19 protein-coding genes are annotated in these 26,820 nt (G+C 33.7%); 3 read left to right on the top strand and 16 right to left on the bottom strand.

Annotation, left to right across the window (positions count from 1 at the left end; translation table 11 throughout):
* Nucleotides 1-14 precede the first annotated feature (14 nt).
* From BN2390_RS03510 to rfbA, 3 genes are read right to left on the bottom strand one after another with little or no spacing between them, the layout of a single operon-like run.
* Nucleotides 15-788 (bottom strand): ABC transporter permease, encoded by a 774-nt coding sequence (locus BN2390_RS03510; RefSeq protein ID WP_053982966.1) that lies wholly within the window; start codon nucleotides 786-788, stop codon nucleotides 15-17.
* A gap of 34 nt (nucleotides 789-822) precedes the next feature.
* Nucleotides 823-1,860, bottom strand: coding sequence for a dTDP-glucose 4,6-dehydratase (rfbB, locus tag BN2390_RS03505; RefSeq protein WP_053982965.1), 1,038 nt, complete (start codon nucleotides 1,858-1,860; stop codon nucleotides 823-825).
* A gap of 3 nt (nucleotides 1,861-1,863) precedes the next feature.
* Complete coding sequence (gene rfbA / locus BN2390_RS03500; RefSeq protein ID WP_053982964.1) at nucleotides 1,864-2,745, bottom strand: glucose-1-phosphate thymidylyltransferase RfbA; 882 nt, start codon at nucleotides 2,743-2,745, stop codon at nucleotides 1,864-1,866.
* 189 nt (nucleotides 2,746-2,934) lie between these two features.
* On the opposite strand from rfbA, the gene BN2390_RS03495 reads away from it, so the two are divergent.
* On the top strand, nucleotides 2,935-4,332 hold the full coding sequence (locus BN2390_RS03495; protein WP_053982963.1) for an undecaprenyl-phosphate glucose phosphotransferase: 1,398 nt from the start codon (nucleotides 2,935-2,937) through the stop codon (nucleotides 4,330-4,332).
* A 79-nt stretch (nucleotides 4,333-4,411) separates the two neighbouring features.
* Here the strand turns inward: BN2390_RS03495 and BN2390_RS03490 are convergent, their stop codons facing one another.
* The 12 genes from BN2390_RS03490 to spoIIR form a co-directional block, all read right to left on the bottom strand.
* Nucleotides 4,412-6,307: an O-antigen ligase family protein gene (locus BN2390_RS03490; RefSeq protein WP_053982962.1), complete on the bottom strand. Its 1,896-nt coding sequence runs from the start codon at nucleotides 6,305-6,307 to the stop codon at nucleotides 4,412-4,414.
* A 120-nt stretch (nucleotides 6,308-6,427) separates the two neighbouring features.
* Nucleotides 6,428-8,644, bottom strand: a complete 2,217-nt coding sequence (locus BN2390_RS03485) for a stalk domain-containing protein (RefSeq protein ID WP_053982961.1) — start codon at nucleotides 8,642-8,644, stop codon at nucleotides 6,428-6,430.
* 140 nt (nucleotides 8,645-8,784) lie between these two features.
* Nucleotides 8,785-9,921 (bottom strand): stalk domain-containing protein, encoded by a 1,137-nt coding sequence (locus BN2390_RS03480; RefSeq protein WP_053982960.1) that lies wholly within the window; start codon nucleotides 9,919-9,921, stop codon nucleotides 8,785-8,787.
* Nucleotides 9,922-10,078: 157 nt separating this feature from the next.
* Nucleotides 10,079-12,211 carry a copper amine oxidase N-terminal domain-containing protein gene (locus BN2390_RS03475; RefSeq protein WP_053982959.1) on the bottom strand — a complete coding sequence of 711 codons (2,133 nt, stop codon included), beginning with the start codon at nucleotides 12,209-12,211 and terminating at the stop codon, nucleotides 10,079-10,081.
* Between the two features lie 177 nt (nucleotides 12,212-12,388).
* A complete protein-coding gene (locus BN2390_RS03470) occupies nucleotides 12,389-14,572 on the bottom strand; it encodes a copper amine oxidase N-terminal domain-containing protein (protein ID WP_053982958.1) in 2,184 nt (727 codons plus the stop codon).
* Nucleotides 14,573-15,115: 543 nt separating this feature from the next.
* Nucleotides 15,116-16,609 carry an S-layer homology domain-containing protein gene (locus tag BN2390_RS03465; RefSeq protein ID WP_053982957.1) on the bottom strand — a complete coding sequence of 498 codons (1,494 nt, stop codon included), beginning with the start codon at nucleotides 16,607-16,609 and terminating at the stop codon, nucleotides 15,116-15,118.
* A gap of 9 nt (nucleotides 16,610-16,618) precedes the next feature.
* Entirely contained in the window at nucleotides 16,619-18,370 is a 1,752-nt protein-coding gene (locus BN2390_RS03460) for a hypothetical protein (protein ID WP_053982956.1), read from the bottom strand.
* 21 nt (nucleotides 18,371-18,391) lie between these two features.
* On the bottom strand, nucleotides 18,392-19,261 hold the full coding sequence (galU, locus tag BN2390_RS03455; protein ID WP_053982955.1) for a UTP--glucose-1-phosphate uridylyltransferase GalU: 870 nt from the start codon (nucleotides 19,259-19,261) through the stop codon (nucleotides 18,392-18,394).
* A 34-nt stretch (nucleotides 19,262-19,295) separates the two neighbouring features.
* The gene (locus BN2390_RS03450; RefSeq protein WP_053982954.1) at nucleotides 19,296-19,706 is read right to left on the bottom strand and encodes a YwiB family protein; all 411 of its coding nucleotides are present in this window, start codon (nucleotides 19,704-19,706) and stop codon (nucleotides 19,296-19,298) included.
* 123 nt (nucleotides 19,707-19,829) lie between these two features.
* Nucleotides 19,830-20,636, bottom strand: coding sequence for a glutamate racemase (gene murI, locus BN2390_RS03445; protein ID WP_053982953.1), 807 nt, complete (start codon nucleotides 20,634-20,636; stop codon nucleotides 19,830-19,832).
* Nucleotides 20,637-20,646: 10 nt separating this feature from the next.
* Nucleotides 20,647-21,696, bottom strand: a complete 1,050-nt coding sequence (locus tag BN2390_RS03440) for a D-alanine--D-alanine ligase family protein (protein ID WP_082238562.1) — start codon at nucleotides 21,694-21,696, stop codon at nucleotides 20,647-20,649.
* Nucleotides 21,697-21,855: 159 nt separating this feature from the next.
* Nucleotides 21,856-22,494, bottom strand: coding sequence for a stage II sporulation protein R (spoIIR, locus tag BN2390_RS03435; RefSeq protein ID WP_053982951.1), 639 nt, complete (start codon nucleotides 22,492-22,494; stop codon nucleotides 21,856-21,858).
* A 144-nt stretch (nucleotides 22,495-22,638) separates the two neighbouring features.
* Here spoIIR and BN2390_RS03430 point away from each other — a divergent pair, with 144 nt between their 5' ends.
* Complete coding sequence (locus BN2390_RS03430) at nucleotides 22,639-23,142, top strand: putative ABC transporter permease (RefSeq protein ID WP_053982950.1); 504 nt, start codon at nucleotides 22,639-22,641, stop codon at nucleotides 23,140-23,142.
* Here the strand turns inward: BN2390_RS03430 and BN2390_RS03425 are convergent.
* A complete protein-coding gene (locus tag BN2390_RS03425; RefSeq protein ID WP_053982949.1) occupies nucleotides 23,088-24,356 on the bottom strand; it encodes a glycosyltransferase in 1,269 nt (422 codons plus the stop codon). The genes BN2390_RS03430 and BN2390_RS03425 overlap by 55 nt on opposite strands.
* 176 nt (nucleotides 24,357-24,532) lie before the next feature.
* Between BN2390_RS03425 and BN2390_RS03420 the strand changes: the two genes are divergently transcribed.
* The gene (locus BN2390_RS03420) at nucleotides 24,533-26,713 is read left to right on the top strand and encodes a methyl-accepting chemotaxis protein (protein ID WP_053982948.1); all 2,181 of its coding nucleotides are present in this window, start codon (nucleotides 24,533-24,535) and stop codon (nucleotides 26,711-26,713) included.
* Nucleotides 26,714-26,820 lie beyond the last annotated feature (107 nt).

The following is a 26,820-nucleotide window of genomic DNA, read 5'->3' as shown; positions in this document are numbered from 1 at the left end:
ATATAATACCTCTTCTAAATATATAAAATAAATTTATTTTCACTTCGTTTAAATGTATAATACCCTACAATAAGCATTAAAACACAGTGAGCTATACATAATACGTTATATTCTAAACTTGGAACCTTACCTACTAATACTAATTGTCTAAAATAATTTATAAATACATATATCGGATTAAAATTAATAAGTCCTTGATATTGAGCAGGAATAATCTCTACTGGATAGAATAAAGCTGAAAAATAGCTTAATACAGTTAATAATATACTATATAGATGCACTGTATCTCGGAAAAATACTGCCAGTGCTGAAATAAGCATACTTACTCCTATTGCATATAAAAATGCGTAAATTAATGGCACAAAAAAGAGTAATGCTGTTACTGGTGGTATATAGCGTAAAATAACCATCATTATAATAATAGCTATAAGAGAAAATCCTACATTTACTATTCCTGAACATACTTTAGATACTGGGAATATATATTTAGGAATATATACTTTTTTAATTAGTGCACCATTTCCTAAGATAGATGTTTGAGCCATTGATGTTGCCTCTGAAAAGAATGCAAAGACAATTTGTCCACACAAGAAATATATAGGGAAATTTTCAATATCACTTTTAAATATAGTTGAGAAAACAATTGTAATTACTACCATAAATAAAAGAGGATTTAAAACACTCCATATAACCCCTAATAGAGACCTTCTATATTTTACTTTGATATCTCGCTTAACGAGTTCACCTAGTAACTCCTTATATTTGTAAATTTCCTTTATTGGTTTCATACTGTTCCTTCTCTTTCTTTTATCTCTTTAGGTACTACAACTTGTAATATGTTTGATAATCACCACTAATAATATCATTAATCCATTCTTTATGCTCTAGATACCATTCAATTGTCTGAATCATTCCTTCTTCAAATGTATATTTTGGCTTCCAACCTAATTCAGTACTAATTTTAGTATTATCAATAGCATATCTTCTATCATGTCCTGGTCTATCTTTAACATATTGAATAAGTTCTTGTGACTTACCTAATTTATTAATAATGAGCCTAACTATCTCAATATTAGCTTTTTCATTATTGCCACCTATATTGTAGATTTCACCATCCTGACCTTTATGCAAAACTGTAGCTATTGCCTCACAATGATCTTCTACATGTAACCAATCTCTAATTTGCATACCATCGCCGTATACAGGGAGTACTTTATGATTAAGACAGTTATTGATCATCAGAGGAATTAATTTCTCAGGAAATTGATAAGGACCATAGTTATTCGAGCACCTGGTTATATTTACTGGTAGGCCAAATGTTTCATGATATGCTCTTACAAATAAATCTGCACTTGTTTTAGATGCAGAATAAGGACTATTAGGAGCTAATGGACTTGTCTCAGTAAATAATCCATCTTTCCCTAATGAACCATAAACTTCATCTGTAGAAACTTGTAAGTACTTTACACCTACTTTAAATTCTCTGCAGTACTTGTCCTCTGGGGTGACCTTCCAATACTGTTTTGCTGTATCTAATAATACTTGGGTTCCTTGCACATTAGTACTGAGAAATACATCGGGTTCCTCTATACTTCTATCTACATGTGATTCAGCTGCAAAATTAACTACCGTATCAATATCATATGTTTCAAAAATACTTTTCACCTGTTGTCGGTCTCGTATATCCCCTTTTATGAAATAATATTTTGAATTACCTTCTATATCCTTTAAGTTGTCTAGATTCCCTGCATATGTAAGCAGGTCAAAGTTAATAATATTATAATCATATTGTTGTATCATATGCCTTATAAAATTACTTCCAATAAACCCTGCTCCACCTGTAACTAATATATTCTTCATGAGTTACTCCTTAAGATTTTCCTTTTTAATTATATCCTCTAAGTATTGACCATACTCTGTTTTCTTCATAGGTTCAATTAGCACCTTAAGTTGTTCTTTATTAATCCATTTATTTCTATATGCAATTTCTTCTATACATGCGATATACAAGCCTTGCCTTTTTTGCACTGCTTGAACGAAGCTTGCTGCTTCTGTTAAACCTTCGCAGGTTCCCGTATCTAACCAAGCCATTCCCCGTCCAAAAACCTCTACTTTTAATCTTTTTTCTTGTAAATACATAGCATTAATATCTGTAATCTCTAATTCACCTCTTGGTGATAATGTAAGTTGTTTTGCTTTTTCCACTACATCATTGTCATAAAAGTATAAGCCCGTCACTGCATAAGGTGATTTAGGATACTTTGGTTTTTCTTCTATAGAAATGGCATTACCTTCCTTATCAAACTCTACTACACCATATGCCTCTGGACTATTTACATAATACCCAAATATCATACTTCCATCTTCTATCTGTGAAGCTTTCTTCAGCAATCCTGTAAACCCTGTACCATAGAAAATATTATCTCCTAATACTAGTGCTACTCTATCTTCTCCTATAAATTGTTCTGCAATAATAAAAGCCTCTCCAATTCCTTTAGGCTGTTCTTGAACTGCATAATTAAAAGACATGCCTAAACTACTTCCGTCTCCTAATAATTCTTGATACATTGGTAAATCTCTTGGAGTGGAAATAATAAGAATGTCTCTAATGTCAGCTAACATAAGCGTAGAAAGAGGATAATAAATCATAGGTTTATCATATATTGGAATCATTTGCTTAGAAATTGCTTTAGTAATTGGATAAAGTCTTGTGCCCGTTCCACCTGCTAATATAATTCCCTTCATATTCTTTCTCCTTTTATGAGTATTATTTTAATTATAGCATACCTATATAAGAAATTTAATGATTTTTGTATAAATATCAATGCCATATATTACATCCTTGTAATCTCTTAAAATTTTAAGTCTAATTTTGTTCTTTCTCTAAGAATATAGTATAATTAGAACAGGAATTTTATCCAAAGGAGCATTTCTATGATTAGAGAAAATCAAAAATACTTAAATAGATTACAGGTCTTTTTAGATCTTTTATTAATTATCATTTCATACATGATAGCTTATGGCATTCGTTTCTACATACTGGATTCAGGAACAATTACATTGTCGTTGACAACTTCTTTAAAACCAATTTTACTATGTATCCCTACATATTTCATTTTATATAATATATTTGATATCTATAGTACTAGACGTACAAAACCCCTCCACATAGAGATATCTGCTATTGTTAAAACCAATATTCTATCTGGCATTATACTTATGGTAGGCCTCTTTACTTTTAAAGTTATAGACTTTTCTCGCCTTACACTGATTCTATTTTTTATTATTAATACCTGCTTAACAATTAGTACACGTATAGGTATTCGCCTAGTTTTGAAGAAGTATCGTAGATTAGGGTATAATCTAAAACATTGTTTAGTTGTAGGTACAACTGATAGCAGCGCTTTATTCTTAGATAAAACAAAGAAGCATACTCATTGGGGGTATAATATTGCAGGAATTATTACTTCTAATGATAATCATATAAAAAACTTTAAGGGATATGAAGTATTAGGTCATGTTAATGATTTAGAAACTCTCCTTTCTAAATCAATTATTGATATTGTAATTATAGGAGTATCAGGTGCCGATCTTAGTGAACTTTCACATATTCTCCAAGTCTGTGAAAAGTCAGGTGTTAAAACTCAGATCATCCCTTACTATCATAAGTATATACCTGCTAAACCTTATATGGATGATCTAGATGGACTACCAGTTATTGATATTCGTCATGTTCCTCTTGATAATGTATTTAAAAACTTTATAAAACGTAGTTTTGATATTGTTTTTGCTCTAGTTGCCATTATTCTTACAAGTCCACTTTTACTTTTCGCAGCACTTATGACCAAGCTTACTTCTCCTGGCCCTATTATTTATAAACAGGAGCGTGTAGGCCTTAACCGCAAAAACTTTAATATGTATAAATTCCGTTCCATGCGTGTCCAAACAAAAGAAGAAGAAAAAGCTAAGTGGACTACACCTAACGACCCTAGAAAAACTAAGTGGGGTAGCTTTATGCGTAAAACAAGTATTGATGAACTCCCTCAATTTTTCAATGTATTAAAAGGTGATATGTCTGTTGTAGGTCCAAGACCTGAAAGACCTTTCTTTGTCGATCAGTTCAAAGAAACCATTCCACGTTATATGATCAAACATCAAGTCCGCCCCGGCATTACAGGATGGGCACAGATTAATGGCTATCGTGGAGATACTTCTATAGAAGGTCGTATCGAACATGACTTATATTATATTGAAAATTGGACTTTTAGCTTTGACCTAAAAATTATATTACTGACTATCTTTAAAGGCTTCGTTAATAAAAATGCATATTAAAATAAGGGTTATCTCATTATCACATGAGGTAACCCTTATTTTTATCTTTCTATTTTAAACACATAAAGTAGAATCCTATCTATACATGCTTTCTTGTCTTCATATTAATTGTAGCGTGTGGCATGTTTGCACGTGCTCCTTTTTGCTCTTTTGCTACCATAAAGTTAGTTGCCATACCCGTTCCTAGAAGTATCCAAAATATAGGTGCTACTGGTACAACAGAATCATTAAACATACCTGCCCCTAAGTAACCTATAATAGCAAGAAGCACTGCACTCCCTAGTATTTCTATGACACTATAACCCTTTTTAAATCCATATAATTGAATAGCATGTACTACATAAGTTCCAACTAATACCAAAAAGGCTATTAATGCTATCACACCTTCATTGAGAGCAATTTGTAAATATAAATTATGAGGTTTATCAACCACAATATTAGGTGAATCATATGCACACCATTTTCCTAATATATCATCCTGAGGGAATTCAAACGCATAGGTATCCGGGCCAAATCCCAGGAATAAGGTATCTTTTAAAAGTGGTAAACTTCTGGACCAAATGTATCCCCTTGCAGACCCCATCCTTTCTTTACCTTTAAATCCAATAGCAGGTGGTTCAACGAATTCTTTAGGCTCATAAGTATAATCATCTACCAATTGAATACCATCGTTACTCATCCCCAACGTTAATACTTTTGTATTTTGATAAGCTAGAATTAAGTAGTATTGATTTTCAACTTGTCTTACATGGAAAATCACATCTTCAAACTTTGGTTCTTGAGTAAAGTATCTGGCTCCTTGACCTAAATCCATATAAATATATACAATCTCATTACCAACTTCATCTTCAAATTTAGGTCCATCTTCTGTCATGCTTACTGTCAGTGACTTACCTTTGAGCTGGAAAGTTATTTTGTTATCTTCTTGAACAATATCCTGAATAGGTAAATTAGCTTTGTAATTAAAATCTTGTGGTGTAGATTGAAACATTCCTTTTATATCTGCTACTAAGGCTGGCACCCTCGAAAAGATACTTCCATTAGTAACTATATCCAATCCTATAACACTTATAATTCCTATAACAACTGCTATTAGTAGTCCTTTCCAATGCTTCATGAAACTTCTTCCAAACAAAATAATAAATACAACAATACTACAAGCAAAACCTATAAGACCTGCTCTAGATGTACTACCAAAAAGTAAGAATAAGCTACATAGGCTTAAAAATCCAAAAGCTAATTTACTCTTATACCCTTTCATTAAACAAGTCAAAGTTAAGAATAGTGGAACCATCATTGCAGCAAAGCTACCTACATAATTGTAATGGAACATGGTCCCATATATACGCTTACTTTCATATAGGCCTGTTAATATTCCTCTATCCTCTGCATAATGCTCAGGGATAATAATCTTATTCCCTAATTCTGTCATAAATAAATCTTTACCAATATATTGGAAAAATCCTAGTACTGTTGTACACACTACTAAAAACGCTAAAGGTATAAGGATAAATTTATAATCTTTTTTTTCTTTCACACAATAGTATGTATAAAGCATCATAGCAATATAACATACTAAAATTACCATGCCCTCTGCATGATTTGGAAGTCCCCACGTTGTTACTTCTCTATAAGAAGATAAAAAGCCTGATAGTAATGTCATAAGGATAAATATCACTGACATACCATAATAAATATAAGATATTTTATCTCTTTTTAGATATTCTTTCTTCCATGTTAAGAATAAAATTATTCCCATGACAATTACTAAGGCAACTATCGCTTGTGCCTTAAATTGAGTAAAGAAGTCGATATTATTACCTGTTACATAAAGTATATATTCAGCCGGAATATCTGTCTTTACAAGTCTTACTATAAGGGGTACTATCCCCAATAATAACATTATAGGAACAAATGTTATCCATGCAAAATTAAAGGCATATTTACCTTGAACTTCTTTTTCCTTTTCAATCATATTTCACCTCTTATTCTGTATGACCTCATAATTTGTATTATAGCATATGTAGAGTAAAATAATCATCAAAAATAAAAAAGCAACCCCCGAAGGAGTTGCTTTTTTTATAAAAATCACAAATTATTTAGCGTAGTTTGTGAATGTAACTGATTTTGTTGCAGCATCCCATGTGTAGCTGATTCCAAGACCATCAGCAACATATTTAACTGGAATAAATGTTCTACCATTTACGATTTCACATTTAGCATCCATAGGAATAGCAATACCATTTTTGTTCATGATGTTTGAACCATTTTGGAATTGAAGTACATTACCATCTTTGAATACTGTTACTGTACCAACACCATTGATTGTACCGAAATCAACTTTACCAAATTCATCTGCTACTAAACGAACTGGTACCATAGTTCTTGCATCTTTAATTGTTACTGCAGCGTCAGCTGTTTTAGCTTCACCATTTACTGTGTAAGCCATGCTACCAGCTGTTAAAACGATTTCTTTTGCTACAGCAGCGTTTGGAAGATCTTCTGTATTTTTTGTACCAACTTTAACGAAATCAGCTAATTCAATAGCATCTTTGTATTGGCTTGTGTATACATCTTTACCATCTTTAACTTCGCCTGTTTTTTTGTTGTTTAATGTAGAGATAGCTGTACCACCAACTTGGAAGTCAAATGTACCTTCTGGAACAGTTCTATCTGTTGTAATTTCAAGATCACTGATTGTGATTGTTGAAGCTTCATCAGATGTTCTTGTTACTTTGATGATGATTTCTCCATTTTTAACTTCTGAATCGATTTGGATATCTCCACCTGTTACTTTAACTTTTGCATCTTTAACATCGAAACCGTATTTAGCTTCTGCACAGTTGATACGGATTTCTTTATTTTTTTCAAGTGATTCTTCTTCTGTTTCTGTGATTACGATTTTACCACCAACTTGATCTTTAAGACCAGCTTTTACAGTGATAGCTTCTGTTTCAACTTTAACAGCTGGAGTTACAGTAGCAACTTCTACTTTCATGTCTTCTTCAAAGTTTTTGCTTGATGCAACAACTACTACTGGACCTTTTTGTTCAGCTTTTGTAGCAACGTTTACTTTGAATTTGAATTCATTGATTTTATCTGCTGTAAAGATTGGTGTAGTTTTACCATCTTTTGTATTTGTATGACCTAAATCAAGTGTGATTTCATCTAAATCTTTATTGATTGAAAGACCTTTTTCTGCATTAGCTTCGTTGAATTTAGCTTGGCTTTCAACATCGAAGTAACCTTCTTCAATTGTGAAGTAGATATCTTTTTTAGAATCTAAGCTGTCAACAGCATTTTCTTTAATTGCAAGTTCGATTTCTTTTGAACCTTTACCTGAAACTAATTTTTCTACTTCGTCAACTTTGAATGATACACCGTATTCTGTTACATTAGCAACAACTAATTTTGTATCTTCCATTTTTTCAGCTTTAACTGTTACTTTAACTTCACCAGTACCTACGTCACCTTTTTTATCTTCAGATTGAACTTCGATACCTTTAAGTACTACAGAACCTCTTGTTCCTGTTTTCATTTCTGGGAATGTAACAACAAGTTTTTTATTGTCTACATTGCCTTTTTCATCTTCATAGTATTTTGCTGTTAATTTTGTTACTTCACCAGCAAGACCTCTTTTACCTTCAACTGTTACTTCTGCACCTTTTGCATATTTTGAGTTGAAGATTAAATCTGAGCTATTTGGTAATGTAATTGTAACTTCTTTTTTGCTTAAAGAATCAGCAACTTTTTCTTCGATTGTGATATCAGCAATTGAACCGTATCCATCTACAGAAATGTTTTTAGCATCACCAGCTGTAGCTGCTAATAATTTATCTGTTACAACTTCTGCACCTGTAAGTGAGTATTTACCTGAAGTTACAAGTGAATCTTCACCATCTACAGTAACAGCTGGGTTACCTTTTTTAGGAGTACCAACGATAGCAATTTCAACTTTACCATCTGTAGCTGTTGTTGTTACTTTTAATTGAGATTTTGATAAGAATTCAACTTCTGCACCTACATGTTTGTCATTTGTATGACCAACTGTTGTTCCTTTATTGTAAGCTTTTTCTGTGAATTCGAAATCTGTTGCATTGATGAAGAATACATCACCTTTTGCAGCTTTAACATCGTTATCTGCATATTTAACTTGTAACATTAAATCTTGACCTGATGTGATTTCTTTATCAGCAACGATTGATAAAGTTTTGTTGAAGCTGTTTGTTGAAGCAGCCATTGTAGTTACAGGAACAGCTGTGATAACCATAGCTGAAGCTAAAACTACTGCTAATTTTTGACGTAATTTCATTATTAACGTCCCCCTTCATAATTATAATTTAATTTAATATATAACTTTCCATTTCATGTTAAATTATATAATGGTATATATTCAAAGTCAACTTTCTAAATAGATTTGTAATTTTCCTGTAACAAATTCTCTTATTCTATTTAGTTAAGTTTTAAACTGCTATCATATTTTGCAATGATTTCTTTACTTTCGTTATATACATAACCTTTTGCTTTTGTATCAAATTCATCTTCAATATAATCCTGCATATCATTTAAATAAGTTTCTAATTTATCTTTTTGTGTACTATTCATTTCATACCAAGCACTATCTGCTACTGTCATATCTGCATAATCTGTATAGATTGAGAATTCAATCACATCATTATTCGCTTCAAGTTTAATATCTCTAACACGAATAGAGCTTCCATCAAACATGCTTCCTAAGTCAAGTCTTGGGAAGGTGCCAAATTTATTTTTTAAGATTTTTGCAAAATCATCTAAGTCAGATTGTTTGTAATTGCTATTACGTTTGTATTCAAAGTCGAATGATCCTTTTGTAGACATCTCAAATGTTGCCACTGTTACTTCATCATAAGTATCATAAACTTCACCCACTACTTTGATTGATCCACATTCTGTTTGAATATCTTTCACCATATCTTTTGTGAACTTTTCAAGTGTAGATTTAGAAATTTCTTTGAAGTATTTACCATCTTTCTTACTATCATATCTTACTTCAAAGGTTAATTTACTTTCATCACCTTTAAGACGGAAAGTCCACTCTACATCATATTTATCACTATAGTATTTTTCAAGTTTTTTAAGTGTTGCTTTAAGATCTAATTCTTTAGATGTACTTGTATCTTTATCATCATCTTTGCTATCTTCTTTGCCATCTGTTATGCCAAGTTGTTTTTCATATTTAGCAATTTTAGCTTCCATATCTTTAATTTTTGAGTTAGCAACTGCTAATTGATGATTTTTGTTCGCAAGGTCTTGCTCAATAATTGAGTTAGATGTTGTATTTGTATTGATTTCTACTGTTTGTGTTGTGCCATTCCAATTAACTTGATTCCCTACTAACTGACCTGCATCACGAAGTGATACATAAACAGAGTCTCCAATGAAGAATGGTTCCATATTTGGTTGTTTCACTTGCCCATCTACTTTAACTGCAATGTTGTTATATCTAAGTTGTACATTTTTTGTTAAGTTTGCAGCACCTACTGCAAATGCACCTGTACCGATACTCCCTGCTAAGAGTACAGCTAAAATTTTCTTACTTCTTAATTTCATCACTATATCCTCCCTTATGTAAAACTAAGTTTAATTTCTCTATTTATTTAAGTATATGACTCTTCAAATTAACTTTCAACACCTGTATTCATTTCTTAATCTTAAAGTAATATTACAGTAACATAAATTTTACCATTTAATAACACTTTGTATCTTCTTATTTATTAGTAAAAATAGCTGTCTTTGTCTCATTAGACCACTCTACATCTATATCTAACATCCTAGCCATCTCTCCTACAGGTACATAAGTTCTACCATTTAAGATGGTTACTTTATCATCCATTGGTTTCACTACATTATTCACTTCTGCTAAATTACTACCATCTATAAGTTTAAGTGTACGTTCACCTGCTTCTATAATAACAACACTTTTTCCATCTTCCTTATCAAAATGCATCTTATCCTCTGTAATACCAAAAGCATCAGATACATACTTAACAGGTACCATTACACGATTTGAAGATGATAAATAAGATGCTGCATCCATTTCTTTCACTTTATTATTCACAATATAGTTTCTTTCACCTATTTTAAAAGATGCAGTGCCTTTAGCTAGTCCATTTGATTCTTGTTGATTATTAGAATTCGCTTGTTTAGCTACCTTAATCTTATCTTTAAGAACGATTCTATCTTTTTCATTATCAGAAACTGCACTACCACTCAGAACAATGTCATAGGTTCCTTCTTCTACTAGTGCATCAACATACATTTCAAGATCTGTTAATCTAATGGTAGCACCCTCATCTGATCCCCTATCAATATCTAGTATAATACTTCCGTTTTCTACTTTCATATTACCCAATTTCATATCTTCAACTTCTACTTTAGCATCCGTAAAACTAATGCCTCTTGCACCTCTACCTATAGAGACAACAAGTTGACTGCCACGCTCGAATATGCCTGAGCTCATTTCCTTTATTGTAATACTACCACCAACTTGATCTTTAAGCGCTGGCTTAAGATTGATGGTATTCATTGTAACTGCAAGAGCCGATCCTACTTGACCAATTGTAACTTTTTCTTCTAATTTCATAGAATCTGCTATTAACTCTATGGCACCTTCTGTTCCTGCCTCAGCTTGTACATCAAAAGAGAATGTCACTGTGTTAATACGTGTTGGATCTATTTTTCTAGTATTTAACGTAAATCCTATAACCTCTTGATTTTTAGAATCTTTATCCTCTTTAATTGTAGCTGTTGTACTATTATTTACTCTAAGTGTACCAGGCACTATCTGTGCACCTTTTACTTCAAAATACACATCGTTACGTCTACTCAAACTTCCTGCAACATTTTCACTCATCGTCACTTCTACAGTCTGGCTTCCTTTGCCTGCAGTCAACTTAATAGGCTGTTTAACCTTTAGGTTAATGCCCTCTCCACTAACATTCGCAACAGTAAGTGTTGTTGTATCTGCATCATCTAGTCTAATGGTGGCCTGTACCGGGCCATAACCTACTTGACTATTTTTATTATCAACTTGACATTCTAAACCCTTGATCTGAATGCCACCTCTAGCTATAGATGGTTGTATACCTACTAACGTGAGTAATAATTCATTGCTATTATTACCTATATACTCTGCTTTAACTTTAATATTTTCACTACTTAAACCTCTTAATCCTTCTACCTTGATAGATGTTGCATACCCTTTCGAATCTGTATCAGGTAATCTAAATTTTAAATTTGTTGCACTTGGCAATCTTAATCTAATCTTAGTTCCCGATACCAATGTTCCTGCTGCCTTTTCTTCTATGATAATATCCGCCAACTGTCCATTAGCCGTATCTGATATATTTGGCACTTGCCCTGTTATTACAGTTAGACCATAACGATCTACTTGCTCATTGCGTCCAATAATATATTCACCTGGTGTAGCAACTGAATCTTCTCCTTCTACAATCAGTCTTGGCGTTCCTTTTAAAACTGTTCCATAGACAGGAATACTAATCATTGTTTCTTTTGATGTTTTATCTATTTCTACTTTCAGGCTATTACCTGATTGATAAGTAACTGTTGCTCCTTGAATTTTGATTCCATTATACGCTCTACGATCTAAGTCAAAATCTTTTGCTTGAATTTCAAACTTAGTGCCTCTTTGTAATTCTCCAGCCTTAAAAGCCATGTTAAACACAAGACCTTTTTGTGTATTTACTTCTGTTCCTTGAACAACAGAAATCTCTTTATTATAACTGTTAGTTGATTTGGCACTTAAACCAACCGGCATACTCACTAAAGTCATACAACTTAATAGGATAAAGGATAGTATTTTTCTATTTCTTTTTTTCATCTTATATTCTCCTTTAGATTATATTTTGATATATGTCTACATTTTTAGTATAGACCTTTGTTTTTTAAATACAATCCTTTAGTGTTATTCGTAATCATAACGTAAAAAAGGTGGCATAGTCTGTATACTATGCCACCTTTTTAGGGGAATGTTAATAGATGAATTTATTATCTTGAATTATTTATTTGAGAATGTAGCTGTTTTTGTTTCGTTTGACCACTCAACATCAACACCTAATAATCTACCCATTTCACCAACTGGTACGTATGTTCTACCATCAACGATTGATACTTTTTCGTCCATAGGAACTCTAACACCGTTTACAAGTGCAATATTGCTTCCGTTAACTACTTGAAGTACTTTATTACCAGCAAAGATAGTGATTGTTCCACCATTTTCGTTAGAGAAGAGTACATCGTTACCATTGATACCGAATACATCTGATACGTATCTTACTGGTACCATTACACGGTTTGATTTTGCAATGTATGGAGCTGCGTCCATTTCTTTAGCTTCACCATTTACTGTGTATGATTTTTCTCCAACTTTGAAGATACCTGTACCTTTTTTAAGACCGTTTGCAGCATTGTCTTCTGTGTTAGGTGTACCTACTACGAAGAAATCAGCTACTGTGATTGCATCTTCGAAGTATTTAGCATCTTTTGAATCTGAAACTTTATTTGTGTTATCTTTAGAAATCGCTTTACCACCGATTACTAAATCGAATGAACCTTCTGGAACTGTTCTATCTGTATCTACAGTGATATCTTTGATTGTGATTGAACCAGCTTCTTCAGATGTTCTAGCGATTGTGAAGAAGATTTTACCGTCTTCTACTTTAACATCTTTGATTTCTACATCTTTAGCTTCTACTGTAGCATTTGTTACATTGATACCTTTTGTGCTATCTTTAGCAACTTCAACGATGATTTGTTCACCACGTGGTAACATTTCAGCATCTGTTTCTGTGATAACAACTTGACCACCTTTTTGACCTTTAAGACCAACTTTAACTGTCATTGGTTGAGCTTCTACTTTAACAGCTTCTTTAACTGTACCAAGTTTAACTTCAATATCATTTTCAAGTGCTCTACTTTCTGCTTTTAAAACGATATCTCCTGTGTTAGCAGCTTTACCTTCTACAGCAAATTCAAATACAACTTTGTTAATTGCATCTGCTGTAAGTTTTGATGCATCTAAAGTAAGTTCTACTTCATCATCAGCTTTTGCAGCTGTAATGATGTCTTTTGCACCCTCTACAATTTTAAGAGATGATGCATCAATTTTAGCGCCATCTACTGTGAAGTAAACGTTTTGTTTTTTGTTTAAGCTGTCGATTGCACTTTCTTCTAATGTTACTTTTACTGTTTTGCCATCTTTACCAGCTACTACTTCTACTTCTTCTTTTACATTAAGTTTAACACCAAAATCTGCTACGTTTGCAACTACTAATTTAGTATCTTCCATACCATTAGCTTTAACAGTTACTTTAACTTCTCCTGTAGCTACATCAGCTTTTTTGTCTTCAGCTTCAACTTTGATTCCTTTAAGTACTACAGAACCTCTACTTGCTGTTTTGTTTCCTGTAAGAGTGATTACAAGTTTTTTGCTATCTTGTTTTCCGTTTGCATCTTCGAAATATTTAGCTGTTGCTTTAATAGATGCTGATGAAAGACCTCTATTTGCAGCAATTTCAATTTCTTGAGCTGTTTTATATGTGCTATTGAAGTTTAATTCTGAGCTGTTTGGTAATGTAATAGTTACTTCACCTTTTTCTAATAATGTATCTGCAGCTTTTTCTTCAATTGTAATATCAGCGATTGAACCGTATCCATCGATAGAGATGTTTTTAACATCACCAGCTGTAGCAGTTAATACTTTATCTGTTACAACTTCTGAGTTTGAAAGTGCATATTTACCTGATGTAGCTAATGAATCTTCTGCATCTACGATAATTGCTGGTGTACCTTTTGATGGTGTACCTGCGATAGCGATTTCTAATTCTTTTCCTGTAAGGTTTGTACCTGCTTTAACTTCAACTTTTAATTGAGTATCAGATAAACGAGTAATTGTAACACCGTCTTTTTCAACACCTGTGTATACGTTTGTGTCATTTAAGAATTTGAAATCTGTTGCATTTACGAAGAAAGTATCTTTTGTACCATTCGCAATTGTTTTTACTGCACTATCATCGTATTTTACTGTAAGGTTTAAACCTTGTGCTGTTGTGATTTCTTTATCAGCTACGATTGATAAAGTTTTGTTGAATGAGTTTGTTGATGCGGCACTTGTTACTACTGGTACTGCTGTAATGATCATTGCTGAAGCTAAAACTACAGCTAATTTTTGACGTAATTTCATAATAAAGCCTCCCTAAGTTGTCTTAAGTCAACGACTCGGCTGATGTGTATGTAATGTTTTGTAATACTTATTTAATATTTTTTAATATACTTTTAATAAGTGGTTACGCCTACCGTCGTTGCTCTTCGTTTTTGTTTACATGATGATTATACAAGACATTTCCTTGTGTTATCAAGTGTTTTTATCCGTTTGTAATGTTAGTGTAATCTTACAGAAATATACAAACATGGTTCTTTCTTGTATTCCCAAGGCTTGTACCCTACCCTTGAACAATATGGAAATTTTTTCTGCACCCTCATTTCAGTTAATATTTATTAATATTTAGTTAAAATATTAAACCGGGTTATATTTATCCATATTATACCTTTACTGCTGTACCCCTTATACTGACTATGTTTTCATCAACTTACAGCCGCTTTACTACCTTAATCAACCCCTTATGATCTACACCTACTCTTTTACATTTAAAACATCTCTTTTCTAATAGCAAAAAGGAGTAACACAGTCTCTTCTCTGTGTTACTCCCTTATAGGCAATCATGTCTTATGGCATCATTTTATCGTTATAATCTTTTTGTAGTTCATAGCGTAGGTAGTCTAAATATTGATTCATCATGGCTGCTGCTTCGCTATAAGTTACTTGCTTCTTAGGTAAGAAGTAATCATTATTATCTGGCGCAATGCCTAGCTGCGCTGCAGCATAAACTGCTGGTTTGGCCCATACAGCAATTTTATCATCATCTATATAAGAAGTTTGAGTTGCACCTGTACCTAATCGTTCTAGTCCTACTGCCTTTACATTGAGTTGGATCATCGCTTCTCTTGTAAGAGGGGTACTCGCTGAGAATGTCCCTCCACTTATAAGGCCTGCATTGTAGGCCGCCATTGCATATGGATAATATGGACTTGTCTTAGAGATATCTGTAAAGATTACAACCTCTTCTTCATCCTTCTTCTTATTAGACTTCTTCTCCTCGGTATCTGGTACTTCTATACCTAGTGAATTTACAAGCATCTTAATATATTCACCTCTTGTAACAACTTTATCTGGTGAGAAGCTATTGATATCTTCTGTAAAGATCTTAAGGCTATACATTTTTCTAATGTCTGATTCTGCTGGATGCCCTTTGAATTTCGAAAGATTTACGGCAGAAAGTTGTTCAATCTTTGGTGTGTCTAATACATTATAACTCCCTACTGATTCATTATCATAAAGGTTTGGACTACCTGCAATAATATTGTAGGTATTAGACCCCTCACCTCTAATAATCTCTTTGTAGTTACCTGCAAAGCTGATGGCATCTGGCTCATTGGCTCCATATTGAAGTTCTTTATGAACTGTATAGGTTGGCATTTCTTCTATGTAATAGCCTTGTTTACCATTTTCAATGGTAATACTTCGTTTTTGTGTTTCTGTCTTTGCAAAGTTATGTTCATAGCCATAGATTGGTCCATTCACAGTAACTGTTACATTGTTTGCACCACCTGTTACATCTTTATAGACAGCTTCATAACTCACATCACCTCTATAGTAAGTTGCACCTGGTGTGTAGTCCTCTATCATACTTTTAGAAAAAGAGGACTGTTTGCTGTCTAGCTGATAGGTATTACCATTTACTACAGCTAACTCTGTCCATTTTTTCATCTCGGTTGTTTTAGTCGTCTGTCTTGCTACAGGGTCATATAAGTAATTGGTTTCTAATGAAATGGTACGTGTAATCTTACTTTCTCCACTGGCATCTTCTGCTTTAATCACATAGCTTTCTGTATAGTTGCCAGAACCTTTTTCTTTATCTATTTCGTTAGGTTTAAACTGAATGGTACCTGTTACCACTACTGGTTCCCCTGTTAAATAGATGGTTTCTTTATAAGGTAAAGTAATTTTTGAAGTACTACGTTTGGTATTTGCTGCTTCAGTCGTTGTAAGTAGCTTCTGTCCAGGCACTGTGCCTCCAAAATACCCCATCTCTCCTTCATAGGCAAGAAGAGGTGTCGTTGCTATAATCCATGTTAATATAAATGCTGCAAATTTTCTCATCTTGTCTCCTTACTCTACGATAACAATATAAGACTTGGCTGTATAATTATCTTGTTTATTTTGATCTTGGATACTTTCTTCCATCATAACCATTAAACTATCTCCTGGTTTGATAGCCTTAGCTGATACAAGCTGTCCTTCTTTCACGATTACTGTATTTGGTGAAAGTTCTAAGTTCACAGCTGCATTTTTACGGCTTAAAAGTGACCAACGTTTCTTCGTACGGTCATAGTAATAAGTGTCTTTAAGGCGGATATCTCCTGATGAGGTAAGATATGCCTCTCCTCTTATGGCTTCCTTGCTATATGGCATACTACTAATGGCTACTGCTTCTCCACCTTTTGCAATGATTGTATAGACTTCACTCTCTTTAGAGTTATCTCCATAAGTTAAGAACTCATCTATACCATTCATTTGAATACCCGCTTCTGTTAAGAACTTGGTATTTGCTTGAATACTAAAGGTTTGTGGTGTTGGATGGTAATACCATATACCATCTTCTAAAAGGGAGAATGTTTCTACTTCAAAGGTTTGGTAATTATCAATACGTTTAATACGTCCTCTATAAACTTCTAAACTACCTTCTGCTACCCCTTGTAGGATATTCGCAGCGGCAAGTTTATTCTCACCTGTAATAGTTGCTTGAATGCGATCCCCTACCATAATACTTGCTGGACCTACTAGACGATTTTCTCTCACAATGATGGCATCATCTGCAAGATAGATTTGTTCTCCTGTTAAGAGCTTAACCACCCCTGGTGAAGCATAGGTTACTGTTGTAGGCTCTAAAGTGATTTGTTTCTTGGTTTGGAAGTTGAGCTTAACCGCTTCGTCTTTACCTCTAAAAGATTCTACTGCTGCATACACATAACCATCTAAGCTTTTAATTCTGTTTTTGATGTAGTCAAAGGATACTGCATTTCCCAGGTAATAGGTACCTACAGTCTTTGGCTCTACACGAAGCTGATTGATAGATTCATACATGCCCCAACCATTTTTTTGTAGAACTTGGTTATTCTTAATCCCAATAGTATTTTGATAAGGATTCACGCTTACCAATTCACCTCTATAAATCCCAGATATGACCTTACTATCTGGATCTACAACAATCTCTTCTACGATTTCTTCGATTTGACCTGCACCGAGTATACGTTGGTTAACAAGTAATCTTACCCATTCACCTTCTTTAAGTTTTCCTAAAGAGTAAGGTGCACTAGCTTTACTAATCGGTGTATCTTGACCAATACTATAGTGATAGAGTCTACCTGTACTATCTTCTAGTACTAAACTTCTCATACTATTCGCACCCATATTAAATGTATGTACTTTTCCGTAACGTACAATGTAGTCATTGTATGCACTTATGTATTGTATGTAACCTTCATTATCAAACTGGATATAAATATTGTCGCCTGGTTTTATATTACCTATCGTTGTATCACGATTATCAAAGTTAAAAGTAGGGAAGAGTTGGTCGATATAACCGATTCTATCTTCCTCATCATAATAAGGTTGTTTCTCTACTTTTATCTCACCACTATAATATTTAGCTACTTTTTCTGTTCCTGCTGCATCTCTGTATACAAGATATCCCAGTCCTGGCTCATTCTCTACAACGATACCTTTATCTGAATAGACAATTGAACTTTCTAAGCTTTCGTATTCTTCTTGTGTAAGATAGTTATGATCCATGGCAAAAGTTGTGCAAGCTGACCCTAATATAAGCCAACTTGCAACTGCCACGCGTATTGCTCTTTTCAATGCGCTGCCTCCCTTTAGCACTTACCCTCTCTTCACAACTTCTTGTAAATAAGCCATGAATTCATCACGTAAGTCTGCTCGATCTAATGCAAAATCTACAGTAGCTTCCAAGAATCCTTGTTTGCTTCCTACATCGTAGCGTCTACCTACAAAGTCGTATGCATACATCTTCTCTTGCTGTGCTAATTTACAAAGGGCATCAGTAAGTTGAATTTCTCCACCTGCTCCTGCTTCTTGTTTTTCAAGAAGAGGGAAGATGGCTGGAGTGATGATATAACGACCAAGTACAGCTACATTTGAAGGTGCTTCACCAATACTTGGTTTCTCCACCATATTTTCCACTGTATACATTCTATCGGCAATTTTATCGCCTTGCACAATACCATATTTGTTAACTTGGTCATCTGCTACTGTCTGTACACCTAAAATGGTTGAATCATATTTTTCATACATGTCCATCATTTGTTTTAGACAAGGTGTTTCAGATGTAATGACATCATCTCCTAAAAGGACAGCAAAAGGTTCATCCCCAATGAAGTTCTTTGCTGTAAGGACTGCATGTCCAAGCCCTTTAGGCTCTTTTTGACGGATATAATAGATGTTTGCGATTTGAGACACATCTCTTGCAATCTCAAGCAACTCATCTTTCCCATGTTTCTCAAGTTCCATTTCTAGTTCTACAGACTTATCAAAGTGGTCCTCAATAGCTTTTTTCGTACGACCTGTTACGATAACAATATCTTCAATACCAGAAGCTACAGCTTCTTCTACGATATATTGAATCGTTGGTTTATCTACTATTGGTAGCATCTCCTTAGGTTGTGCTTTTGTTGCAGGCAAGAATCTTGTCCCAAGACCTGCTGCAGGTATAATAGCTTTTTTAATTTTCATGTCCAAACCCCTTTCGACTTTTAAAGTGCAACTATTATTTTGTACTCTCTATAAAATATATATTATCACTTATTTTTCTTCCTTGCATCATCATTTCATACTGAATCATAAGGCTTACATCCTCACCAAATTGACTTTTGATCTCGTGAGTCGTCACTAATAGATCAAGTTGTCCATATTCTGTTTCATAACTTGTTGAATAAGGCTTAGCTGTATCAAAAACCATATTTGAAGATAATGCACCTGAGCGCTTAATGGTTACAACACCATCTTTAAGTTTAATCAGGTTATTCACTGTTATATTATGGGTTGCATCTTTTTGGTCAAATTTAATGTACTGGCTACCATTACGTTCAGCCACTACACCCTCTACGATCATTTCATCTACATTATCATGTGACTCATACTTTTGCGTTGTCACTAATTTAAATTTTCTAGTTTCCATCTTATGTCTCCTTCAATCACTTTAATAAAATTATTGTAGTTTATTCTTGTCTATAGTATATCCTTGAAACAAAACTCCCATGCCATTGATACTCAATAACTTGGGAGTTTTGCTGTTGTCTATCTAATAGGCTTCAATGTCTACCTTTTCTACATACTCTACTGGGTAGTCTAAAAAGACTTGCGCCATTTTTTGCATACGACATGTGTGGTCACTTACATAAAACTTGTACGTCGCCTCTGTATGCTCTGTTTGCATATCTCGGCTTTTGAGTAGACGCTTGAGGCTAAAGGCTGCCTCTGTAGCTGGGTTAATGAGTGTAATCCCATCTCCTAATACTTCTCCTATAGTCTGAGTAAGCATTGGATAATGGGTACACCCTAATATAAGGGTATCAATATCTTTTTCTGCTAGTGGTAATAAGTACTCTTGCACAACTTCTTTGGTAATGCTATGGTTTGCCCATCCTTCTTCTACAAGCGGTACAAAGAGTGGACAAGCCTTACCGAATACTTCAAGATTCGGATTTTGTTGTTTTAATAAGTAAGGGTATTTACCACTTGCAATAGTTGCTTCTGTTCCAATAATGCCTATACGATTATTACGTGTCTCCTTAAGTGCCATACGTACGCCAGGTTCTACCACACCTTCAATTGGAAGGTGTGGGAACATAGCACGTAACTCTTCTATACAGTTTGCATTGACTGTATTACATGCAATAACAATGGCTTTTACATCATGTGTTTCTAAGAAACGAATAATTTGTGCTGAAAACTTAGTCACAGTTTCTTTGGATTTACTCCCATAAGGTACTCTTGCGGTATCTCCAAAATACACAATGGACTCATGTTTTAGACGTTCCATCACTGCTTTTACTACTGTAAGTCCCCCTACGCCCGAGTCAAATATGCCTATAGGTCTATTGTCCATAATGTTCTCCTTAAAGGCTTGCAAAATCTAGTAATTTGGTTACAAGCTCACGTGTTGGGGTACCTGCTGCGTTAAAGAGCATTGGATACATACTGATAGAAGTGAATCCTGGTAATGTATTGATTTCGTTAAAGATGATGCTACCATCTTCTTTTACGAAGAAGTCGATACGAGAAATACCTTTACCTTCTACTGCTTCAAATACATCTCTTGCGTATGCTCTAATTTGTTCTTTGATTGCTGGATCTAAATTGGCATCTACAACTGTTTTAGATTCTGCATTATTGTATTTTGCATCAAAATCATAGAATTCTGCCGCAGCAAGAATTTCACCTACACCCGAAACTTGTACATCGCCGTTTCCAAGTACAGCTGTTTCTACTTCACGTCCAATGATTGTCTCTTCAATAAGTACTTTTGTATCATGTTTAAGCGCTTCTAAGATACCTGCAATGAGCTCTTCTTTATTATGCGCTTTTGAAATACCTACAGATGAACCTGCATTGGCTGGTTTAATAAAGTATGGGTAACCAAAAGCACCTTCTACTTTTGCTACAACTTGATCTGCATTTTTCATTTCTCTTTCATACACAAGCACGAAATCAGCTTGTGGTACACCTTTTTCTTTCACTACAATCTTAGTGAAAGCTTTATCCATAGATACAGCTGAAGCAAGTACACCACAACCTACAAATGGAATTTCTGCTAATTTGCAAAGACCTTGTACTGTTCCATCTTCTCCATTTCTACCATGAAGCACTGGGAATACTTTGTCGATTCTGATATACACTGGTGGCTCTTCTTCTTTTAATACCACTAAACTTTTTGTTGTCGCATCTGGGCTTAGAACAGCAGGAATACCTACTTCTTGCCATCTATTTGCTGTAAAGTCTAGGTTATTACCTGTATAGAGTAACCATTTACCTTCTTTTGTAATCCCTACTGGGTAAATCTCAAATTTATCTGTATCCATATGATTAATAATCGTAGTTGCTGACTTTAAAGAAACTTCATGCTCTGAAGACTGCCCTCCAAATAACACTAATATACTTTCTTTCATGATACCTCTTTCTCCCTTCATTCCTACAGTTAAAGTTAATTGTATTACTTTTATTATAAATATTCAAGACTTGCCTATTTGCGAAACTTGGCCTTTGTAAAAACTTTAAAAGATTATATGTTATTTATTGCAAACAAAAAGGTCGTTTGATAACGACCTTTATTTATTAAACCATTCTACGATTTTAAATCTTACATCATAAGGTTTGTCCGCTTGAAATGCTACAATCTCATATTGTTCATCTGTTAAGTTTTCTTTAAGTTCTTCCTTACCTTCTAGTGGTACAACGCCTGTCGCTGCATCTACGTAGCATAATGGTGGGAACATAACACACCACCAATTTTGTCCTGCACCTTCTCCTATTACAATGCGGCATGCTTCGTAGTTACCTGCTGGGAAGATAATATCTCCATAGGTTTTTGTTGGGAAGTCCTCATGTTTAAGTTCTACATAAACACTGTAGTCCTTACCCCAGTTTGCAATCACTTGCTCAGCTACTTGTGTAATCTCTTCTAAATGTGCATTGATGCGTTTACGTGTCTCATCAATACTTGGAGAATCTTTAAGAATAGGTTCCATATAAAGAAGGACTGCATCTCTTACGTTTTCCTTAAGTAACTGATCTTCTTTGGTATCACTATTTGCAAGTACGTGGAAGCGAATCACACTCTCACTAAGTCCTTGCGACATGGTCGTTGCATACTCCGACATAGAGAGTAGTGCAAATACTCCTACAAAGCATAAAACACTTGATATGTAAATAACTTCTAACCAATATTTATTAACCCATTTTGTCATGGCCTTATCCTCCTCAAATCTATCTATGAGGAGTATTGCCTTCTAAACTTATTTTATACACCTATCAAAAATAATTAATGCATATTTTTCCCTTTTTTAGTAGATATTAAAATTATCTATTTTATGGGAAAAGGGGTATTCATGATGTGGAGTTATTTATTGTTCAATTTCTTACTATACTCTTTTTTAGGTTATGTGATTGAACAGTTTTATGCCTTATTTACACGTAAGCACTTCAAAAGCGAAGGCTTCTTATACGGACCTTTTAAACCAATGTATGGCTTTGCTATGACACTATTAGTCTTTTTTAAAGATGTACTTGGTTCTAACTTTTTTATTATGCTTGTCCTCGCTCTGATTGTACCTACTGCCGTAGAGTATATGAGCGGTTTTTTAATCAAATCTTTCTGGGGGATCTTGTACTGGGATTACTCCAATGTGCGCCCCAACTTTCAAGGTCTCATTTGCCTGCCTTTCTCTATTGCATGGATGGGCTTATGTCTTGTAGGTGTATATGCGCTACAACCTCTTATTAATACTTTCTTTATCTCTACCTTCCTGCTCTGGCAGCTCTTGTCATGGGCTATTATAATTTATTTTATTACTGATTTCTTTTTTACACTAAGACGTCTGGCAGTTGTATCTTGAGCTGCCAGCTCTTTTTTATTTTCTTCTTTATCTATTTTTCTATTAATAATCTGTATAAATCGGCGCTGAGTTTCTTTGTTTATTTCTTTTTTAGTCGTTTCTTTTTTATTACTTTCTTTCTTCTTAACTTCTTTTTTAGTTATTTCTCTTTTGGGCATTTCTTTTTTAATTACTTCCCTTTTAATTATTTCCTTTTTATTAATGCCCTTTTTACTGTTACGCTTGTTAACTACTTTCTTTTCACTGATTTCTTCTTCCTTACCAGAGGCTTCACTACCTCTAATAGGACGTATGCGTTCTAAACTCATCTTAAACTTTTCATCCGCACAGATTTCTTTGACTTTAATCATCTTGTTACGCATATCTTCTTTATTTTTAGCCTGTACTTCATTATAGATAGCACTAAAGGCCATACCTACATAACGCATGTCTAGGCGATTTCTCATTTTCTCCTCTAGACCTGCTTCTATAATGTATTGTTCTAAGAGTTCATGTACTCTCATTTGATCTTCCCACATATTCTTTTTATAGCTGTGTAAAATAGATGTTGGATTTTGTACATAATGATAAAGGTGATCTGGTACAATGCAAAGCTTATCTGCCTTCAGCAATGCTCTAATATTGAACACTAAGTCTTCCATAATATTGACTCCTGGCTCAAAGTCTAGTCCATATTCATCCATAAAGCTTTTTTTATAGAGGCCTCTCCAAACACATCCCATAACAAAGTTATAGTGTGGCATAATATCATCTGCTCCCACCATATTACTTATGATTACGTCTGTTATTTCTTCCTTATCTAAAAGATCCTTCTCAATTTTAAAATCCTTTGGGACACTATTGTTTTTTTCATCTTTATAATAATTACAAAAGCAGATTGGACAATCTGATTCTTTGATTTTATTTACCATTAACTCATACATATTAGGCTCTAGCCAATCATCTGGATCTACAAATCCTATATATTCACCTGTAGCTTTTGCTATTCCTGTATTTCTAGCTACGGATACACCTTGATTAATTTGATCAATAACAATAATTCTTTTATCTTTTTCAGCGTAAGCTTCACATATTGTAAGGCTATTATCTCTAGAACCATCATTAATAAGTATAATTTCTATATCTTTTAGCGTCTGTGCTAAAAGGGAGTCCAAACATCTTGATAAATATTTTTGAACGTTATATATAGGAATAATAATACTTACCAAACTCATTTATTTCACTTCCTTTTATTAATCTCATAAATTAGATTATACCACTTTAATGTAGATTATATTAATTTTGCATCATTTAGTTACCTTTTCAATCATTTTTATACTTTTGTTGAATTATTTTTAAACAAGTAGTACAATTATTATATTATTTAATTATATTATTTAGGAGAGTTTTGATGAAAACTAAATTTAATATCAAACCAAATCTTTTTCAGTTTAGAAGAGAAAAGATTAATATTTTTTCCAAATTTAGCAAAAGTAATAAATCTAATAATTTAAAAACAAGCAATGTGTCTAAGCACTTCAGAAACATTTCTGTTAAATTCAAGCTGTCTCATCAGCTTATTGCTTTCTTTTTAATTTTAACCATTACACCTTGCTTAATCCTTATTAATCTTTCAAATTCAACAGTTATGCAATCTATGCAAAACTCACTCAGTATGTACTCACAAAAAATAGTTGATCAACTTACGTATAATGTTAACTATTCTATTAACTCCGTTCAATTAAAAATGGGAAGCATTTTATCTAACACCAACTTTAGTACATATGCAAGTCAATATGATAACTTATCTGATGCTGACCGTACTTGGCTTGCCATTAACCTTAAACCGGAAATGAATAGTCTCTTAACAACTGATCAATACCTAGAAGGCCTAATGATCTTAGCAGGAGATGAAACACCTTATATTCATGATACAAGTAGTTTTCAAAAGTTACTCGTTGCTTCAAAGTACTTTACATCTTCAGACTTTAAAAGCTCCGAACACTATAAAAAGATAGTCGATTCAAACAAAATCACTTGGTTTTGGGTGAATGAACCAGATTATAAAATATCTAATATTTTTATTGCAAAAACAGTCCCTGGACATACAGATAAGTCTGACCGTATAGCAATATTCAGCCTTGATACAACCTTCTATCAAGACCTTCTACGTGTGGCTAATATTGATGATGAAATTCCTTTTATGATCACAGATAATAACTTCAACATTATGCTTTCTAGTCAAGCAGAGCTTATTGGTACATCTGTAGATGATAAAATCATTGATTCTGTAAATGATTTTATAGCACAGGAGAAATCTACTGGCTTAACTAATCATAATACTTTACTCAGCACTACCCAATGTTCAAACGGTTGGAACATTATCATTGATGCACCACTTAAACTTTTATTAAAAGATGTTTATGGCGGTTATATTAAAATTGGTGTCATTGTATCAGTAATGCTCCTGATTGTAGTTGCACTTAGTATCTTAATTAGTAAAGAAATCACAAGAGCGCTTAACCAAATTTCATTCTACATGGGACGTATTAAACAAGGAGATCTAGATTTAGAAGATGAAATTACTTCTAAGGTTAAATTGGGGAACCACGAAACAAAGCTGTTATTAGATGGATTCTTAGATATGTTACACACTTTAAAAGCTATTATTTCTCAAGCTAAACATGTAACTACTAGAGTACAAGAAAACTCTAATATTCTAGAAACACTTTCAACAAGTACAGCATCTTCTGCTGCTCAAGTTCAAGATGCCATTGATAGTATTGCTATCGGTGCTAGTGAACAAGCTGCAAGTATTGAGCATTCTCTCACCTTTATGGATACACTTTCAACCAACATTGATGATGTGAATGAAATGCTTGTCACTGTTCAATCTGCTTCTCATGATACAATGACGATGAGTGCAGATACTAAAACACATCTTGATACACTTACCACTCAAGCTCAAAATAGTCTTGGAATGAGTCAGCACATCTTTGATCAAGTTAAATCACTGGGTGAAGAAGCAAGCAATATTTATCAAATCATGACTTTAATCACAAATATTAATAAACAAACCCACTTACTTGCCCTTAATGCTTCAATTGAAGCTGCTCGTGCTGGCGAGGCTGGGCGTGGCTTTGCTGTCGTAGCTGGAGAAATTCGTAACCTCTCTGAACAAACAAGTAATGCAATTAAAACGATTGAATCTACTGTTGCATGCATTATAGAGAAAAAAGAAATTGCTTTAACAGAAGTAACAAAAGCAATGAAAGTTTTCGATAACCAAATTCCTGTTGTTAATGAAACAGTCCAAACTTTCCTTAACATCCAAGATCAAATGCACAACGTAGACATGCAAATTCAAAAAGTAAATCACCTTCTTCAACAAGTTCAAGAAGATAAAAATTCTGTATATGGTAACTTAGAAGATATCTCAAAAGTTATCCAAAATTCTACAAGCGTAACTGAAGAAGTAAATGCAGAAAGCTCACAACAAACAAGTTATGCCTACCAAATCAGTGACCGTTCTACAACACTTAATGAAACAATTAAAGAATTACAAGTTATGTACGATCACTTTAAACTTTAGTTTTTTATAAGCAATCTTAATACCCTGGACATAGAAAGAGCACCTCATAAACTGAGGTGCTCTTTTGCCTTGATAAGTAAATACTGTTTATATTATACGGAAAGGCT

The organism is Niameybacter massiliensis, from assembly GCF_001282685.1.
GTDB lineage: Bacteria > Bacillota > Clostridia > Lachnospirales > Cellulosilyticaceae > Holtiella > Holtiella tumoricola.
This window is presented reverse-complemented; position numbering and strand designations above follow the sequence as displayed.

Coding starts and splice junctions, on each gene's coding strand:
- BN2390_RS03510 (WP_053982966.1), bottom strand. CDS start 788: ATGAAACCAATAAAGGAAATTTACAAATATAAGGAGTTACTAGGTGAA.
- rfbB (WP_053982965.1), bottom strand. CDS start 1,860: ATGAAGAATATATTAGTTACAGGTGGAGCAGGGTTTATTGGAAGTAAT.
- rfbA (WP_053982964.1), bottom strand. CDS start 2,745: ATGAAGGGAATTATATTAGCAGGTGGAACGGGCACAAGACTTTATCCA.
- BN2390_RS03495 (WP_053982963.1), top strand. CDS start 2,935: ATGATTAGAGAAAATCAAAAATACTTAAATAGATTACAGGTCTTTTTA.
- BN2390_RS03490 (WP_053982962.1), bottom strand. CDS start 6,307: ATGATTGAAAAGGAAAAAGAAGTTCAAGGTAAATATGCCTTTAATTTT.
- BN2390_RS03485 (WP_053982961.1), bottom strand. CDS start 8,644: ATGAAATTACGTCAAAAATTAGCAGTAGTTTTAGCTTCAGCTATGGTT.
- BN2390_RS03480 (WP_053982960.1), bottom strand. CDS start 9,921: ATGAAATTAAGAAGTAAGAAAATTTTAGCTGTACTCTTAGCAGGGAGT.
- BN2390_RS03475 (WP_053982959.1), bottom strand. CDS start 12,211: ATGAAAAAAAGAAATAGAAAAATACTATCCTTTATCCTATTAAGTTGT.
- BN2390_RS03470 (WP_053982958.1), bottom strand. CDS start 14,572: ATGAAATTACGTCAAAAATTAGCTGTAGTTTTAGCTTCAGCAATGATC.
- BN2390_RS03465 (WP_053982957.1), bottom strand. CDS start 16,609: ATGAGAAAATTTGCAGCATTTATATTAACATGGATTATAGCAACGACA.
- galU (WP_053982955.1), bottom strand. CDS start 19,261: ATGAAAATTAAAAAAGCTATTATACCTGCAGCAGGTCTTGGGACAAGA.
- BN2390_RS03450 (WP_053982954.1), bottom strand. CDS start 19,706: ATGGAAACTAGAAAATTTAAATTAGTGACAACGCAAAAGTATGAGTCA.
- murI (WP_053982953.1), bottom strand. CDS start 20,636: ATGGACAATAGACCTATAGGCATATTTGACTCGGGCGTAGGGGGACTT.
- BN2390_RS03440 (WP_082238562.1), bottom strand. CDS start 21,696: ATGAAAGAAAGTATATTAGTGTTATTTGGAGGGCAGTCTTCAGAGCAT.
- spoIIR (WP_053982951.1), bottom strand. CDS start 22,494: ATGACAAAATGGGTTAATAAATATTGGTTAGAAGTTATTTACATATCA.
- BN2390_RS03430 (WP_053982950.1), top strand. CDS start 22,639: ATGTGGAGTTATTTATTGTTCAATTTCTTACTATACTCTTTTTTAGGT.
- BN2390_RS03425 (WP_053982949.1), bottom strand. CDS start 24,356: ATGAGTTTGGTAAGTATTATTATTCCTATATATAACGTTCAAAAATAT.
- BN2390_RS03420 (WP_053982948.1), top strand. CDS start 24,533: ATGAAAACTAAATTTAATATCAAACCAAATCTTTTTCAGTTTAGAAGA.